8 protein-coding genes and 1 riboswitch are annotated in these 15,641 nt (G+C 61.1%); of the genes, 2 read left to right on the forward strand and 6 right to left on the reverse strand.

What is annotated here, in order from left to right; genetic code table 11:
* Positions 1 to 38: 38 nt before the first annotated feature.
* From ACJ8HT_RS14325 to ACJ8HT_RS14345, 5 genes are all read right to left on the reverse strand, one after another.
* Positions 39 to 4,865, reverse strand: a complete 4,827-nt coding sequence (locus tag ACJ8HT_RS14325) for a hemagglutinin repeat-containing protein (RefSeq protein ID WP_197653082.1) — start codon at positions 4,863 to 4,865, stop codon at positions 39 to 41.
* A 45-nt stretch (positions 4,866 to 4,910) separates the two neighbouring features.
* The gene (locus tag ACJ8HT_RS14330; protein WP_197653081.1) at positions 4,911 to 6,590 is read right to left on the reverse strand and encodes a ShlB/FhaC/HecB family hemolysin secretion/activation protein; all 1,680 of its coding nucleotides are present in this window, start codon (positions 6,588 to 6,590) and stop codon (positions 4,911 to 4,913) included.
* Between the two features lie 385 nt (positions 6,591 to 6,975).
* Positions 6,976 to 7,893 (reverse strand): ketopantoate/pantoate/pantothenate transporter PanS, encoded by a 918-nt coding sequence (panS, locus tag ACJ8HT_RS14335; RefSeq protein ID WP_049201525.1) that lies wholly within the window; start codon positions 7,891 to 7,893, stop codon positions 6,976 to 6,978.
* Between the two features lie 142 nt (positions 7,894 to 8,035).
* Positions 8,036 to 9,403, reverse strand: a complete 1,368-nt coding sequence (gene lysC, locus ACJ8HT_RS14340) for a lysine-sensitive aspartokinase 3 (RefSeq protein WP_194572191.1) — start codon at positions 9,401 to 9,403, stop codon at positions 8,036 to 8,038.
* 108 nt (positions 9,404 to 9,511) lie between these two features.
* Positions 9,512 to 9,706, reverse strand: a riboswitch (Lysine riboswitch).
* A gap of 52 nt (positions 9,707 to 9,758) precedes the next feature.
* Positions 9,759 to 11,567, reverse strand: a complete 1,809-nt coding sequence (locus ACJ8HT_RS14345; RefSeq protein ID WP_004936687.1) for a cation:proton antiporter — start codon at positions 11,565 to 11,567, stop codon at positions 9,759 to 9,761.
* Positions 11,568 to 11,795: 228 nt separating this feature from the next.
* Between ACJ8HT_RS14345 and pgi the strand changes: the two genes are divergently transcribed.
* Positions 11,796 to 13,442 (forward strand): glucose-6-phosphate isomerase, encoded by a 1,647-nt coding sequence (gene pgi, locus ACJ8HT_RS14350; protein WP_197653080.1) that lies wholly within the window; start codon positions 11,796 to 11,798, stop codon positions 13,440 to 13,442.
* A gap of 61 nt (positions 13,443 to 13,503) precedes the next feature.
* Here pgi and ACJ8HT_RS14355 read toward each other — a convergent pair whose 3' ends face one another.
* Positions 13,504 to 14,937 carry a capsule assembly Wzi family protein gene (locus ACJ8HT_RS14355; RefSeq protein ID WP_099816668.1) on the reverse strand — a complete coding sequence of 478 codons (1,434 nt, stop codon included), beginning with the start codon at positions 14,935 to 14,937 and terminating at the stop codon, positions 13,504 to 13,506.
* A 225-nt stretch (positions 14,938 to 15,162) separates the two neighbouring features.
* Between ACJ8HT_RS14355 and psiE the strand changes: the two genes are divergently transcribed.
* On the forward strand, positions 15,163 to 15,570 hold the full coding sequence (gene psiE / locus ACJ8HT_RS14360; RefSeq protein ID WP_015379238.1) for a phosphate-starvation-inducible protein PsiE: 408 nt from the start codon (positions 15,163 to 15,165) through the stop codon (positions 15,568 to 15,570).
* Positions 15,571 to 15,641 lie beyond the last annotated feature (71 nt).

Raw genomic sequence — 15,641 nt, forward strand, 5'->3', positions numbered from 1 at the left:
CCCGGTTTTCACCGGGGGCATTGCCTAGGAGAGGCGCGTTATTTGCCGCTGAACACGCCGGCTTTGGCGTCCGCCTGTTTCGTTGAGGCATGGCCGCTGGCGAACGGCACGTTGCCGTCAACGCCCTGTTTCGCCGCACCGGCGGCCAGGCCGCCTACCGTAGCCGCCACATCGACGCGGCCGCCGCCCTGATAGCGTTGGCCGCTGACGTCCTGTTGACTGACCTTGCTGCCGCCCAGTTCCACCTTGCCCTGCTGGCTGCGGATCTCGCCGCCGGTGAGTTGGGTTTGGCCGCCGACCTGCAGCGCCACGCCGTGCTTACCGGTAATCGCCGATTGCTCGCCGACTGCGTTGTTGTTCACCACCTCGGCATTGACCTTGAGCTGCCCCTGGCGGCCCGCCGGCCCGGTGATGCTGTCTTTCACCGCGCCGCCGACGGTGCGTGCGCCGCGATCCCACAGCGGGCCCTGCGGTTTTTCGCCGGCCGGCGTTGTCGGCAGCGTCACTTTACCGTCGGCTTTGCTGAAGCTGACCGCGCCGGTGTTGTCCTGTTGCGGATCGAGGCGACGCGCCACGCTGTTGTACTTGTCGGTGGTGGCGTCGGCCACTTTGTTCACCCCGGCGTCCAGTTTCTCTTTCACTTTCCCGGCGTAGCGCGGCGTGCCGACCTTCGACAGCTTGGAGGTGATGCTGCTGCCCGGATCGTTGCTGTGGCTCAGCCCGGCATCCACATCCACCTTCACGCCTTTCTCGACGTCTTTACGGCTTTCAACGTGCAGATCGCCGCCCACCTTGCCCTGTACGCTGTCGGCCTCGACGCGCGCCCCGGCGAGGCGGGTGTCCTTGCCGCTGTTGAGCGCCACGTCGCCCGCGGTGATGCCGGTGTTGGCGTGGGTGGTTTTATCCTGCTGTTCCACGCCGACCTTCAGACCGGCGCCCAGCGTATGGGTGTCTTTGCCGGTGTTCGGATCGACCTTGCCGCCGGCGTCCTTGTTGAACGTTTGGCCGCCTTTGGCGTTGGCTTTAATGCCCAGGCTCCAGTTGTCCTTATGCTGCTCGTTCTTGGCGGACTCCAGCAGGATGCCGCCGTTTTTCGCCTCGAGCGCGGCGCTGCCGCCGCTGACCTTGGCGCCCTGCAGATGCAGCGCGTCGTCGCCTTTACCGCCGGCGGACAGGGTGACCTTGCCGTCTGAGGCGAGCGTAGCGCCCTGGCGTTCGGTCGCGGACTCATTCACCTTGGCGATGTCGAAGGCGCCGCCGGCGGAGAGGCTGCCGCCGGTTTTTTCCTTGCTGTCGCTGCTGCCGGCGCCCAGATCGAGATTGCCGGACAGCTTGCTCTCCTTACGCGTTTGGGTCGATTCCGCCGCCTGCAGCGCAACCTTATTGCCCGCGCTCAGGGTGACGTCGCCCTGGCTCTTGACGTCAGTGCCTTTAAGCGTCAGATCGCGGCCCGCCTTCAGTTCAACGCCCTGTTGGCCGCTGACGTTGCCGACCTGTGCGGTACTGCCGCTGCTTTCGCCTTTGTTGGTACCGCCGCCGAAGCCGGCGCCGAAGTTTTTACTGTCGGCGGTGAAGCCGCCCTTCGCAGAGGCCTTGACGTTAAAGCCGCTGTGGTTCTCACTCTGTTTGTCGCTGGCCTGATCAAAGCGGATATCGCCGCCGGCGTCGACGGTGGTTTTACCGCTGCCGCCGTTCAGCGCGGTACCCTGATAGACCGCGTCTTTTTTCACGTTGACGTTGATGCCGTTGGCCGCGTCGATCGAGCCGGTCACCGCTTGGCTGGCGCTGCTGTTGCTGCGCTGGGTGCCGCCTTCGCCCTTGGCGTCCACGGTCAGATCGCTGCCGATGGAGGTGTAGACGCGCACGCCGGCGCTGCCGCGGGTATCGCGGTTCTGCTCTTCCTGGCGGTTCGTTGCAGCTTCGCTGCGGTGGCTGTCCGCCGTCAGCGTGACCGCGCCTTTGCTTGCCTGATATTGCGTGCCCTGATCGCGCACTTCGCCTTTGGCGTTGATGTCGATGCTGCCGGCTTTCACCGAGCTGACCACCGCCTGCGAGCTGCTGCTGCGTTTTTCGCTGCTGCCGCCCTGTGCGCCGATATCCAGGCCGACGTTAGGCGCGCCGATGCCGCCGATGTCGTTGATGACGCCGGTGGCGTCCAGCTTGGCCGCCTTGCCGACTGCGCGCTCGACCGGGCGGGTCACGGCGCTGTAATCGACGTTGGCACCGATGTTCACGCCGACGTCGGTTTTGGTGGTGGTGCTGCTGGCGGTGTCGGCGGCGGCCAAATGATCGACGCCGGCGGCGTTCTCTTGGTAGGTGCCGCCGACGCTGTGCTGCGCGCCTTGCTGGGTCAGCTTGTCGCGGGCGTTGACAGTCAGGTTGCCTTTGACGTCGCTGCCGGAGGTGACCGCCTTGCTGCTCTGCGCCTGCGTTTTGCTGTTCTCGTAGCCGGCTTCCACGCCGCTGCCGAGCTTGTCGATGCCGCCGGTGTAGTAGAAACCGCCGCCGATCTTGGTCTGCTCGGTGTTCGAGGTGGTTTTATCGTCGGCCGCCAGGAACGAGACCTTGTTGCCGCTGACGCTGGCGTCGCCTTTGTCGGCGACCAGTTTGGAGCCGCTGAAGGTCACGTCTTTCTGCGCCTCGAGCTTCACGCTACCGCCGCTGAGGGTCGAGGCGCGGTTTTCGGTGCGGGTGGTTTTTTCGCTGTCGCGGGTGTGTTCGATGCGCAAACCGGCACGGTATTGCTTGTCGCCGGCTTCTTTGGCGTAGCCGTTGACGGTCAGCGCGGTCTTCTGCTCATCGATTTTTTGCTGCTGTTCGGCGGCCTTGACGTTGATGTTGCCGGTCTGCGACGTCACGCTCAGCTCGCCGCCGCTGGTGACCTGACTGCCGATGACGTCGGTATCCTTACGGCTGACCAGCTTCAGGTTGGTATCAGACTTCAGCTCGCTGGCGGTGCTGCTCTGGTAGCTGTTGTCGGCCTTGTGTGAACTGCTGGTGATGTTGAAGGCGGTGCCGGTGCGCGCATCGATTTTGTCCACGGTGGTGCTCAGCGCGTTGTCGATGCGCAGGCCACCTTGCGTGGCGTTGACCAGGCCGCCTTCCTTGCCGCGCGCCTTGCTGCCGGTGATGGTGACGCCCTGCTGGCCGTTCAGGCGCAGGGTGCCGTCGCTGGTCAGTTCGGAGGCGTGGCTGACCTCGCGGCGATTGCTGTTGTTCTTGTTGTCGCCGCCGCCGATGCCGCCCCAGGAGGTTTTGTCATCGCGCACCGCTTTGGCGTTGGCGGTTTTCTGCACCCCGATCTGGATTTGGTTGCCGGCATTGACCGTCAAATCGCGGCCGGCGTGCAGCTTGGCGCCCTGGGTCGCGACGTTGTTGCCGGCCTCCAGCGTCAGCGCCCCCTGGCTGCGCAGTTCGCTGGCCTTCAGGCTTTCGCTTTCGTCGCTGCTGCTCCAGCTGCCGGTGCGCAGGCTGGAAGTGTGGTTGCGCTGATAGCCGCGTTCGGTGGACTTATCCTTCTCCACCAGCCCGGCGAGGTGCACGTCGCGCGCCGCCTTGACGTTCAGTGCCCGAGCGGCGCTGACGTTGGCGCCCAACAGGTTCACGTCTTCCCGGGTACTGACGAGTTTGACGCTGCCGCTGGCGGCGACGGTGCTGCCTGCCTGCTGCTGCTGCTCGCGCTCACGGGTGACGTCGTATTGCCAGGAGTAGAACCAGCGGTCGTCGGTGTGGCCCTGGGTCTGTTTCAGCTGCTGGCCGTCGAGCGTCAGCTTGCCGCCCTGCAGCGTGATGTCTTCGCCGCGAATATCGGTAGCGGTGAGGTGCGCGTGGTTATCCGCCACCAGGCTGATGTTCTTGCCTTTCAGCTCGGTGCGGGTCAGCTTCTGGCTGTTGCTGCGGTCGTTGACGTAAATGCCGCCGCGGTAGTTCTGGTAGTTGTCGCCGCCGTTGCGGTTGCTGCTGGCGTCGTCAACGCGGCTTTCGCTGCGAATATCGTAGGCCTTCACCTTGAGATCGTCGCGGGCGGCCAGCGTGCCCGCCAGCTTCACGCCGCTGCCTTGCGCGGTGTTGATGATGTTGATGCGCCCGGCCTGCATGCTGCCGAGGTAGTAGCTGTCCAGCGCGGTGGTCGGCTGTACGCTGGCCAGCACCTTGCCATCGCGCGCCACGCGGTTATGGCCGCTGATGGCGTTGATCGCCGCCGGCGTTACGCTGCCGTTGCGGTGGGTGAAGTCTTGTACGATCACGTCACCGCGGCTGTCTATCTTCGGTGCGATCAGATCCAGCACGCCGCCGGCGTTCAGGGTACCGTTGAGGCTCAGGGTATTGCGGTTGTCCAGGGTGCTGTAGCCCTGCAGCAGGCCGTTCTCCACCAGCGGGTTGCCGACCACCAGCGAGGAGCGGCTGGTATTGATGAACCCGCAGCCCTGGCAGCTTATGCCGTTCGGGTTGGCCAGCACGTAGTCGGCCGCCATGCCGAAGATCTCTTGCTGGCCGTGCAGCAGAGAAGGGTTACGGCCGATCACTTCGTTGAGGATCACGCTGGCTTCGCGCCCGCCCAGATTGGGGTTGGCGCCCAGTTGGCCGGCCAGCTGCGACAGCCCCGCCTCGCGGGAGTTGTTCAGCACCGCGCCGGGCTGGTTGACGTTGAAGTCCTGATACTGGTTGTGCGACAGCCCGTTGCCGTTCGGCGCGACGATGTCGACCACCTGCGCGCCGGTCGCGGCGGTGGAAACGCCGGGGCCGTTGGCGCCGTTGGCCGCCACGATCTCCGCGGCATAGGCGCCGGCGGAAGCGGCGAGAATAATCGCCAGCGCGGCGGCCAGTTTGCCCGCTGCTGAAAGCCTGAAGTTATTATTTTTCATCCATGTCTCTCCGTATATTGCCGTGGGGTCCTGCAAAACTGCTGATTAAAAGGTGTAAGAAAAGCGCGCCAGTACCTGAACGGGATCTTCCGGCGTGGCGTGATTCGACAAGATCCAGCCGCGGCTGACCTCGAGATCGACCAGCGCCTGCCGGTAGCGCAACGTGGCGCCGCTGCTCAGGCCGGCGCTGCTGCGCCACCCCGAGTTGTCCTGGCGCGGCAAAATGCGGCCGACGTCGGCGCCGAGGCGCGGCGTCAGCGTGGTGGCGCCCAGATTGAAGCTGCGCGACAGCGTGTTCTGCAGATACCAGCCGTTGTCGCCGGACTGGGTACTGCGGCTAAAGCCGCGCACGGCGCTGCGATCGGTAAGGCTCAGCCATTCCACGCCGGGCAGCGGGTCACGGCTGTACTGGCCATAGAACAGGTTGTTGAGCTGATAGGTCGCCTCGCCCAGGTGAAGGCGCTGGCTGAGGTTGGCGAACAGCTTGCCCTTGGTGAACTGGCTGTCGAGGTGCACCGAGCTCGGGTGGCGATCGGCCCCCAACCACGGCAGACCCTGTTCGACGCTGAGGTTGGCGCTGAACACCCCGTTGGGCAGAATCTGCAGGTGGCTGGCGCTCAGCTCGGCCAGGGTCAGCGTGGGGCTGCTGACTTCGAGGCGCACGCTTTCGAAGTAGTTGTCGATGCGCTTGTAGGTCAACTGGCCGCTCAGGCTGTCTATCTGATCGTGATCGCGGTAAAACACATAGTCGCTGCGCAGCCCGTACTGTTGGGTCTGGCCGTGCAGTTTGACCACGTTGTGCGGCAGCTGCTGGTGGTTCTCATAGGACGAGAAGCTGGCGAACCCGCTGAAGGTGAACGCGCCGTACGGCAGCGAATAGAGCAGGGTATAGGCGCGGTTATAGCGATGAGCCGGGTTTTCCAGCGTGCTGCTGGCGTTCAGGCTGACGAAGTCCGACAGGCCGAACGGGCTGTCCAGCGTGGCGGTGGCGCGCGCCAGCCACTGGCCGGTGCTTTTTTGGCCGTAATTATCCGTGCCGGCGGTAATCAGCCAGGGCTTGGCATGTTGATTGCGCAAACGAATGACCGAACCGCCAACCTGGTGGCCGGGCAATATATCCAGCTTGGTGGTATTCGATTGCAAACGGTTGGCCTGATCCAATCCCTGGTCGAGCTCGGTTAATTTCAACGGCTTGCCTTCCAGCCCCGGAAATAATAAACGGCTGTTGACCCAGCGATCGCCGCCTTCTATTTTCTCGATAAATCCTTCGGTGACGCTTAACCCCAATTCTCCCTGTGAATTAGGGCGAACAATTTGCACGCGCGCGGTGATATAGCCTTTTTGCACATAAAGGCGCGTTAATTCGCGGGTCAGGCGATTGATATCATTGCTGCTGATGCAGTTTTCCGGCAGTGCGCTCAGGGCGGATAAATCGGCCGGCGAGAGCAGGGTGACGCCCTGCAGATAAACGCCGGCGATTGGCAGGCACTGCGCGGACTGCGGCAGGGCGGGCGCGGGCGGTTCCGGCTCCGCCAGCAAGCGTTGCTGCTTCAGCTGCTGGTAGCGGCGTTGCTCAATCAACTGGTTGACTTCACGCGTGCTGTCTTGCAACGCACGGCGCGACTCCCCCATCGACATATCCCGCATCATGTGGGCGTCCGGCAGGGTTTCGGCGGAAAGGGCCGTGCTGACCAGCAGCGTCAAGGCGGTTATTTTTTTTATCATTGTAATCCATTATGAGAGGCCGCCGGGGCAGCCCGCCCAATCCATGAGGTTAACCACGGGCGGCCGACGGCCGGCCCGAAATAATGAGCGACATGCACATTGCGAGGTATCTTGATTTGCCGCGGCAAATAAGACGGTGGGTATAGATCTAAATAATAATTAGGCTGCTTCTTTTATGGCGGGCAACCCTGGTGACTTAATTAATTAAAAAAAGTAGAGCGTCTCTTCCTCTTGCCAACATTATCGGCATGGATAGGAAGAATCTGAATTTTTATTTTTCACGGATGATAGGGGATGAGGGGAATTATGACAATCCGACCAGTGGGAAATACGAAATTTCGCAGAGAATAATGGGGACGCAATTGTTTGCGTCCCTACAGGCCGTTTATTTTTTCTTGATAGGGCGGCCGGACCAATACCCCGCCAGCAGCGAACCGGAGAGGTTGTGCCAAACCGAGAACAGCGCGCCCGGCAGGGCGGCCAGCGGTGAGAAGTAGATTTTACCCAGCGTGGCCGCCAGCCCGGAGTTCTGCATGCCGACTTCGATCGCCAGCGTGCGGCAGGTGGATTCGTCGAAGCCGAACAGTTTGCCGCCCCAGTAGCCGCTGAGCAAACCGATGCCGTTGTGCAGGATCACCGCGACGATCACCACCAAACCGACCGAGGCGATGTGGCTTTGGCTGCCCGCTACCACCGCGCTGATGATCGCCAGGATACACACCATCGACAGCGCCGGCAGCAGCGGCTCAATGCGTTTCACCGCCTTGGTCAGGGTGTGGTGGACGATCAGGCCCAGGCCGATCGGGATCACCACGATCTGCAGAATGCTCAGCAGCATGCCCATGATATCGACGCTGATCTTGGCGTCGACATACAGGCGAGTCAGCAGCGGCGTGGCGAACACCCCGACCAGCGTCGAGACCGCCGAGATGGTCACCGACAGCGCCACGTCACCCTTGGCCAGGTAGATCATTACGTTGGACGCGGTGCCGCTGGCCACGCTGCCCACCAGCACCATGCCGGCGGACAGATCCGGCGGCATGCGAAACAGCATTGCCAGGATCCAGGCCGCCAGCGGCATGATCAGATAGTGCAGGAAGATGCCGGCCGCCACCGGGCCGGGGCGCGCCAGCACGCGTTTGAAGTCGTCCAGCCGCAGCGTGACGCCCATGGCGAACATGATCAGCATCAGCAGCGGGCTGACGTAGGGGCCGATGCCGGTAAAGGAGGTCGGCGTGTAATAGGCGGTGACGGACAGCAGTATCGCCCACAGGGGGAATAAGCGCGTGAATAGTGCCAACATGCAGGTTTTCCTTAGCCAGATTGAGAACGGTGGGTGTGGTTGTGTTTTTTGCGGGTTCAACATGCTGAACCCCTGCAGGTTTTGAACGAATTTTTTAGACGCAGGGGCGCAGCGTGCTGCGCCCGCAATCGGGAATAATGACTTATTCGAACAGGTTGTGGTGCAGGGTACGCACCACCTGTTCGGCTTCTTCGCCCGGCACCAGGAAACACAGGTTATAGCTGCTGGCACCGTAGCAGATCAGGCGGATATTGAACGGATCGAGCACGCCGAACACCTCTTTGCCCACGCCGCAGGCGCGCGACAGCTGGTTGCCGATGATCGCTACCAGCGCCAGGTCTTCTTCCACTTCCACCCGGCACAGCGACGACAGCTCGGTCAGCAGCGAGGTGGTCAGCAGGCTGCCGCCGACGGAGGTGGCACCGGTGGTGTCCATGGTCAGCGCAATGCTGACCTCCGAGGTGGTGATCAGATCGACGGAGATGTTGTGGCGCGCCAGAATATTGAACACCTCGGCCAGGAAACCGCGCGCGTGCAGCATGTTCAGGCTGTGCAGCGTCAGCAGCGTTTGCTTGCGGCGCAGCGCCAGCGCGCGGAACAGTGGCGGGTTTTCGGTGGTGTTGCACACCAGCGTGCCGCCGGCCGCCGGATCCTTGCTGGAGCCGACGAATACCGGAATGTCGCTGCGCACCGCCGGCAGCAGGGTGGCGGGGTGCAGGACTTTGGCGCCGAAGGTGGCCATTTCCGCCGCCTCTTCGAAACCGATTTTGTCGATGCGTTTGGCCGCCGGCACCACGCGCGGATCGGTGGTGTAAATGCCCGGCACGTCGGTCCAGATATCCACCCGGCCAACGCCGAGCGCCTCGCCGAGCAGCGCGGCGGTATAGTCGCTGCCGCCGCGGCCGAGCGTGGTGGTACGGCCCTTCGGCTCGCTGCCGATAAAGCCCTGGGTGACCACCAGCGCTTCCTGCAGGCGCGGCTGCAACTGCGCTCGGGCCAGTTCGCTGAGCGCGGCGCTGTCCGGCACGGCGCGGCCGAAGTGATCGTCGGTGCGCATCACTTTGCGCACGTCGAACCATTCGGCCTGCACGTTGCGGGCGCGCAGGATTTCAACGAACAGCAGGGTGGACATCAGCTCCCCATGGCTGACCAGCTCGTCGGTCAACGCCGTCGAAGTGGCCAGCGACGCGGCCTCCGACAGCATGGCGATGTTTTCCAGCAGCCGGTCGATCTCTTCGCGGATCACCGCCGGCGCCGTGAGGCGATCGAGGATGGCGTACTGGATGCGGCGAATTTCATCAAGCTGGTAATTGCGCTTGTCGGCCTCGCAACCCTCGGCCAGGGCGACCAACAGGTTGGTGACGCCCGCCGAAGCGGACAACACCACCAGGCGGACCTGCGGGTTGGCCAGCACGACGTCGGCGCTGCGGTTCATGGCTTCAAAGTCGGCGACGCTGGTGCCGCCGAACTTGGCTACCACGGTGGAATTCTGGGGTGCTGCTTGGTTCATCTAGAAACCTCGTGTCAGGGATGCCCGTTTGGGGGCACTGTAATTCCATAGCCTTGGCACAAGGGGAGAGCGGTAAACAGGGGGCAGGCGTAGAGGTCAGGCTACGATACACCCAGAAGCGCCCCACCTTGTCGATCGCCCTATGGGCGATCCCCTGGTGACAACCCAGGGGATTCAGCCCCTGTAGTCGATACGATAATGGCCGGCCATTACCCTACCTCGGCGTCGCTCCCCCTCGGGTGCCGTCAACGGAGAAACGGCTCCTCTGACACTCTACCTGGGCGACGCGCCTCTTCTGGCTTGCGCACCGGGTGCGCAAGTAGGCTGTTAGGAATAGCCGGTTATCGCCATTCTGTCAACGTACAGACGGTGAGGGATTTTCATCTTGTACCAGCGCGATAAGCGTACAGGGCATCGCGGGCGTGGAACCGGCGCCAATCGGTTGCAGAGAACCGTCTTCCTTTTGGCTGAATAACGGGATAACGCCCTGATGTTTCTCCAAATACTCCAGCCAACCGAAATTTTCGTTCAATTTGGTTGCCTTGATGGTGGCCCCCCTGGCGAGCAGGCTGCTCAGGCGGCCGTAGGTGGCTTCCTGATTAAATAAAATTTCATGCCGGCGGAAACGCGAACTTTCCGCGCTGGCGCCGCGCCCTTTCAGCGGCGCCCCCGAACGGATGGCAAACACGTGATCCTCGCCGAAGAGATGGCCGAAGTGGTAGACCGCCAGCGCGTTCTGGTGGCGATTGGGCGACAGCGCCAACACCTGGGCGATATTGCTCAGGTCGAGATAGTTCTCGGCGTGTTCGGAGTAGGCGTGGCCATAGTAGGCCGGAATGCCGTCCATGCGCGCCTGGCGGTAGTATTCCCAACTACTGTCGGTGACGATCACCGGCACGTTCAGCTTGATCAGCGCCTGCGCCAGCATGCGCGCCACGCTGTTGGCACCGACGATCAGCACGCCGCGCGGCTTTTGCTGCTGTACCCGCAGCCAGCGCGCCATCATGCCGCTGGTCAGGCTTTGCAGCACCACGGTGCCGATGATGATGGCGAACACCACGGTGACCAGCCGGTCGGCGCCCTGATAGCCGCTGCGCTGCAGCGTCAGCGCGAACAGCGAGCTGACCGCCGCTGCGACGATGCCGCGCGGGGCGATCCAGCACAGCAGCAGCCGATCGCGCCAGTGCAGGGAAGAGCGCCAGGTCGATACCGCGATGCACAGCGGCCGGGCGATGAACTGCACCGCCAGCAGTAGCAGGAGCAGCGGCCAGCCCATGTTCCACAGCGCCTGGATGTCGAGCCGCGCCGCCAGAATGATGAACAGCGCCGAGATCAGGATCGCCGACAGTTCCTCTTTGAACGCCAGAATATCGCTGGTATCGACGTCACGCATGTTGGCCAGCCAGATGCCCATCACCGTGACGGTCAGCAGGCCGGATTCGTCGGCAATGGCGTTGGAAACGCCGAAGGCGGTCAGCATGATCGCCAGCACCGCCAGGTTCTGCAGGTAGCGCGGCAGCCAGACGCGGCGAAGCGCCAGGCCGAGCAGGTAGCCGAACAGCGCGCCGGCGATCAGGCCGACGGCGGCGGTCACGCCCAGCGTCCAAAACAGGTGGGTATAGGACTCCGCATTCTGTTTCAGCACGATGAATTCGAACACCAGTAGGGTGAAGATGGCGCCGACCGGATCGATGACGATCCCTTCCCAGCGCAGCACCTGGTTAATGTTGGCGTTCGGCCGCACCACGCGCATCAGCGGGGCGATCACCGTCGGCCCGGTCACCACCGTCACCGCGCCGATCAGCGCCGCCAGCTCCGGCGGGAAATCCAGCAGCCACCAGCTGGCGAGGCTGATGACCAGAAAGGTAACCAGCATGCCGACGGTGACCAGATTGCGCACCACGCCGCCGAGGCCGCGTATCTCCTCGAAGCGCAGCGTCAACGCCCCCTCGAACAGGATGATCGCCACCGACAGCGACACCAGCGGAAACAGCAGATCGCCGAACAGCAGATCCGGCTGCACCAGATGCACCGTCGGGCCGAGCACGATGCCGAACAGCAACAGCGGCAAAATGGCCGGCAGGCGCAGCAGCCAGGCCAGCCACTGCGCCAGCAGCGACGCCAGGCCGATAAGCACCAACATGAGCGGGGCGGATAATTCCATAAGTGAGATCCCTTTCAAATGACGAAATGAGCAACGATGACACAGCCTGATGACAATTCGGCAACCCCGATAACAGGCCGTTAGCCAAAGTATAGAGTGAAAGCTGAAACGAGGCGGCAATGTGTTGACAGTTAGCGCCTATCGCAAGAAAAGAGATCATAATCACAGTCGAACAGGCTACAATCGGACAAACGCGTCATTTTTATTCTCAAGCCTAAGAGTGTTGCTATGAAAAATATCAATCCTAGTCAAACCGCTGCTTGGCAAGCCCTGCAGCAACATTATGCACAGATGAAAGACGTACGGATCGCCGACCTGTTCGCCCAGGACAGCGATCGTTTCTCCCGGTTCTCCGCGACCTTCAACGACCAAATGTTGGTGGACTATTCCAAGAACCGTATCACGCAGGAAACCCTGGAGAAGCTGCAGGCGCTGGCGAAAGAAACCGATCTGCAAGGCGCCATCAAATCGATGTTCGCCGGTGAGAAAATCAACCGCACCGAAGATCGCGCGGTGCTGCATATTGCCCTGCGCAACCGCAGCAACAGCCCGATCCTAGTCGACGGCAAAGACGTGATGCCGGAAGTGAACGCGGTATTGGCCAAGATCAAACAGTTCTGCGCGCGCGTCATCGGCGGCGAGTGGAAAGGCTACACCGGCAAGCCGATCACTGACGTGGTGAACATCGGCATCGGCGGTTCGGACCTCGGCCCTTACATGGTGACCGAAGCGCTGCGCCCTTATAAAAATCACCTGAACATGCACTTCGTCTCCAACGTCGACGGCACCCATATCGCCGAAACGCTGCAGCCGCTGAACCCGGAAACCACGCTGTTCCTGGTGGCCTCCAAAACCTTCACCACCCAGGAAACCATGACCAACGCTCACAGCGCGCGCGACTGGTTCCTGAGCAGCGCCGCCGATCAACAGCACGTAGCCAAGCACTTCGCCGCGCTGTCCACCAACGGCAAAGCGGTGGCCGAATTCGGCATCGATACCGACAACATGTTCGAGTTCTGGGACTGGGTAGGGGGCCGTTACTCCCTATGGTCGGCGATCGGTCTGTCGATCGCGCTGTCCATCGGTTATGACAACTTCGAGCAGCTGCTGAGCGGCGCGCACGCCATGGATAAGCACTTCGCCGAAACGCCGGCGGAGAAAAACCTGCCGGTGCTGCTGGCGCTGATCGGTATCTGGTACAACAACTTCTTCGGCGCTGAAACCGAAGCCATTCTGCCGTACGATCAGTACATGCACCGTTTTGCCGCTTACTTCCAGCAGGGCAACATGGAGTCCAACGGCAAGTACGTCGATCGCAACGGCAATCCGGTGGATTACCAGACCGGCCCTATCATCTGGGGTGAGCCGGGCACCAACGGCCAGCATGCGTTCTACCAGCTGATCCATCAGGGCACCAAGCTGGTGCCGTGCGACTTCATCGCGCCGGCTATCAGCCATAACCCGCTGGGCGATCATCACGCCAAACTGCTGTCCAACTTCTTCGCCCAGACCGAAGCGCTGGCGTTCGGCAAGTCGCTGGAAGTGGTGGAGGCCGAGTTCGCGGCGCAGGGTAAAACCCCTGAGCAGGTCAAGCACGTGGCGCCTTTCAAAGTGTTTGAAGGCAACCGTCCGACCAACTCGATCCTGCTGCGCGAAATCACTCCGTTCAGCCTGGGCAGCCTGATCGCGCTGTACGAGCACAAGATCTTCACCCAGGGCGCGATCCTGAACATCTTCACCTTCGATCAGTGGGGCGTGGAGCTGGGCAAACAGCTGGCTAACCGCATCCTGCCTGAGCTGGCGGGCAGAGAGAAAATCAGCAGCCACGACAGCTCGACCAATGCGCTGATCAACCGTTTCAAGGAATGGCGCTAATCGTCTGAGCTGAAGCCAATAAAAAACCCGCCACGGCGGGTTTTTTTACGTCGGCAACAAATTACAGGTTGATCGGCACTTCGAAGCTGACGCCCGCGCCCACGTCATCGGCGGTGCTGTGATCGTTGTCGGTGTACCACAGGCTGGTGTCGAACTTAACCTGAGACGGGAAGGTGTAACCCCAACCGACCTGAATGCCCTTCAGCGTATCGGATTTCGGGAACGCCTTGTTATAGTTCTGATTGCTTGGGTTCACTTTGGCGTAGACCAGACGTGTGCTCCAGCGCTGACTATCGTCCAGCACCAGCTCTACGCGGCCAGACAGCATTTGGCCGTCGCCGCCCATCGCATGGCCCAGCGGGTAGCCTTGCTGATAGTAACCGCCGCGATAAACATAGTGTTGATAGATGACATTCTTGGTACTGAATTCAGAGCGTGTATCCGCCCCTTCAATATACCAGTTGATGGTGGTCGGGCCCCATTCCGGGTGGCCTTCCAGCCCCAGCAAATAAGCATTATGCGAAGGCAGCATACCGGCCTCGTCTTCACCGATGGCCTGGCCGTATAAACTAACCGGTATGCCGAGCAAAGGTTGCAGTTTCAGCTTAAAGTCGAAACCGCCCAGTTGGTTGCTTGGATCGTTTTTCGGATCGCCGGTGTTGTCGTTACCGGTTACGCCATCCCAGAAGGAGCGCCACGACTGTGGTCGACCTTCACCGCCCCACATCATGATGCGTGAAGCACCCAACTCAACGAAGTCGGTCGGCATCATGGTGAAACGGCCGCCGATCAGTTTGGTGTGCGGGACGGAACTGTACTGCGATAGCTGGCCGGCGGTCAGCTGGTATTGCCAGCGGCCGATCCACGACAGCCACGGGGTTTCAAACGGCGATTGGTCGGCGCGCTGCAGCATGAAGCCCGCCACTGGGCGTGCGGCATCGGAGCGGATCAGGCTGCCGTCGTAGCCAGGGCCCCACCACTGGGAAACCTCGCCGAAGGAGAGCCACTGGTTCCAGATTTTCACCGCGCCGTAGGAGCCGTTCATATTGAATTTGGAGCCGTCGCTGACGCGCTGATCGCCTTCCACGGAACCCTGCAGACGTACGTCCCAGAACTCGCCGTTGGCGCCGGCGCCGATGGTCAGGCGATCGTCGGCGTACTCATTTTGGCCGAAGCCTTGCGGGGTACCGGGTTTGTCGGTTGAAGCGTAACCGCTGACGCGGATGTTGGCTTTCAGCGCGTCAACGCGGCGCTGCACGCGGTCGATGACGTTTTTCTCGGTATTGGTAACCGGCTTGGCCTGCGCGATAACGGAACTGATCTCTTCCTGGCTCAGCGGCCAGGTGGACAGGCTGACGTTGATGACGCCACGGTCAGACAGCCAGGCGAGATCGTTACGCAGATCGTTGTCAGGGGTTACCAGGCCGGCGGCGTGGCCGGACAATGCACAGGTAAACAGGCCCGCAGCGACCAGTCCGTTAAGTTTAGCGCGCATAAAGAATTCCCTTGTTAATTCGAGGTTATTGGTTTTATGTAAAGATCTCTGTGACCCATGATAGTTGACATTTCGATTTGCTACAAATCTATAAGCCAGAAACATCTTATTATAACTTTATGAATTAAATGGGGTTTAAAGTGCTTTCGCGCGGGGCATAATTTTTAAGACAATGCCTATATTGGCACGGTTGAATCATATTGGCGGTATTCAGAGAGAGGTTTTATGGCAAAAACGTCGCGTTCGATCATGATAGCGAAAGGGCTGCAGCGGGTGCTGAACGTAGGCTTGCTGCTGCTGGCGGCAATTCTGGTGGTGTTTCTGGTCAAGGAGACCATTCACCTGGCGAAGGTACTCTTTATCAATAGCGAAGAGTCTTCTTCATACCTGTTGATTGAAGGCATCGTGATTTATTTCTTGTACTTTGAATTTATCGCCTTGATCGTCAAGTATTTTGAGTCAGGTTATCATTTCCCGCTGCGCTATTTTATTTATATCGGCATTACCGCGATTATTCGTTTGATTATCGTGGACCACAAGAATCCCATCGATACCCTGATCTACGCCGCGGCGATATTGGTGCTGGTGGTGACGCTCTATCTGGCCAACACCGATCGGCTGAAACGGGAATAGCGGAGATAAAAATGGCGGCCAATGGCCGCCAAAGACACAGGATATAATTCCCCGTCGTCTTTCAAGCTACA

This window comes from Serratia sp. CY44782 (assembly GCF_052168715.1).
GTDB classification, from domain to species: Bacteria; Pseudomonadota; Gammaproteobacteria; order Enterobacterales; family Enterobacteriaceae; genus Serratia; species Serratia nevei.

What these genes read in the sequence shown, in the direction of transcription:
- ACJ8HT_RS14330 (WP_197653081.1), bottom strand. Translation starts at nt 6,590, where the DNA reads ATGATAAAAAAAATAACCGCCTTGACGCTGCTGGTCAGCACGGCCCTT.
- lysC (WP_194572191.1), bottom strand. Translation starts at nt 9,403, where the DNA reads ATGAACCAAGCAGCACCCCAGAATTCCACCGTGGTAGCCAAGTTCGGC.
- panS (WP_049201525.1), bottom strand. Translation starts at nt 7,893, where the DNA reads ATGTTGGCACTATTCACGCGCTTATTCCCCCTGTGGGCGATACTGCTG.
- psiE (WP_015379238.1), top strand. Translation starts at nt 15,163, where the DNA reads ATGGCAAAAACGTCGCGTTCGATCATGATAGCGAAAGGGCTGCAGCGG.
- ACJ8HT_RS14355 (WP_099816668.1), bottom strand. Translation starts at nt 14,937, where the DNA reads ATGCGCGCTAAACTTAACGGACTGGTCGCTGCGGGCCTGTTTACCTGT.
- ACJ8HT_RS14345 (WP_004936687.1), bottom strand. Translation starts at nt 11,567, where the DNA reads ATGGAATTATCCGCCCCGCTCATGTTGGTGCTTATCGGCCTGGCGTCG.
- ACJ8HT_RS14325 (WP_197653082.1), bottom strand. Translation starts at nt 4,865, where the DNA reads ATGAAAAATAATAACTTCAGGCTTTCAGCAGCGGGCAAACTGGCCGCC.
- pgi (WP_197653080.1), top strand. Translation starts at nt 11,796, where the DNA reads ATGAAAAATATCAATCCTAGTCAAACCGCTGCTTGGCAAGCCCTGCAG.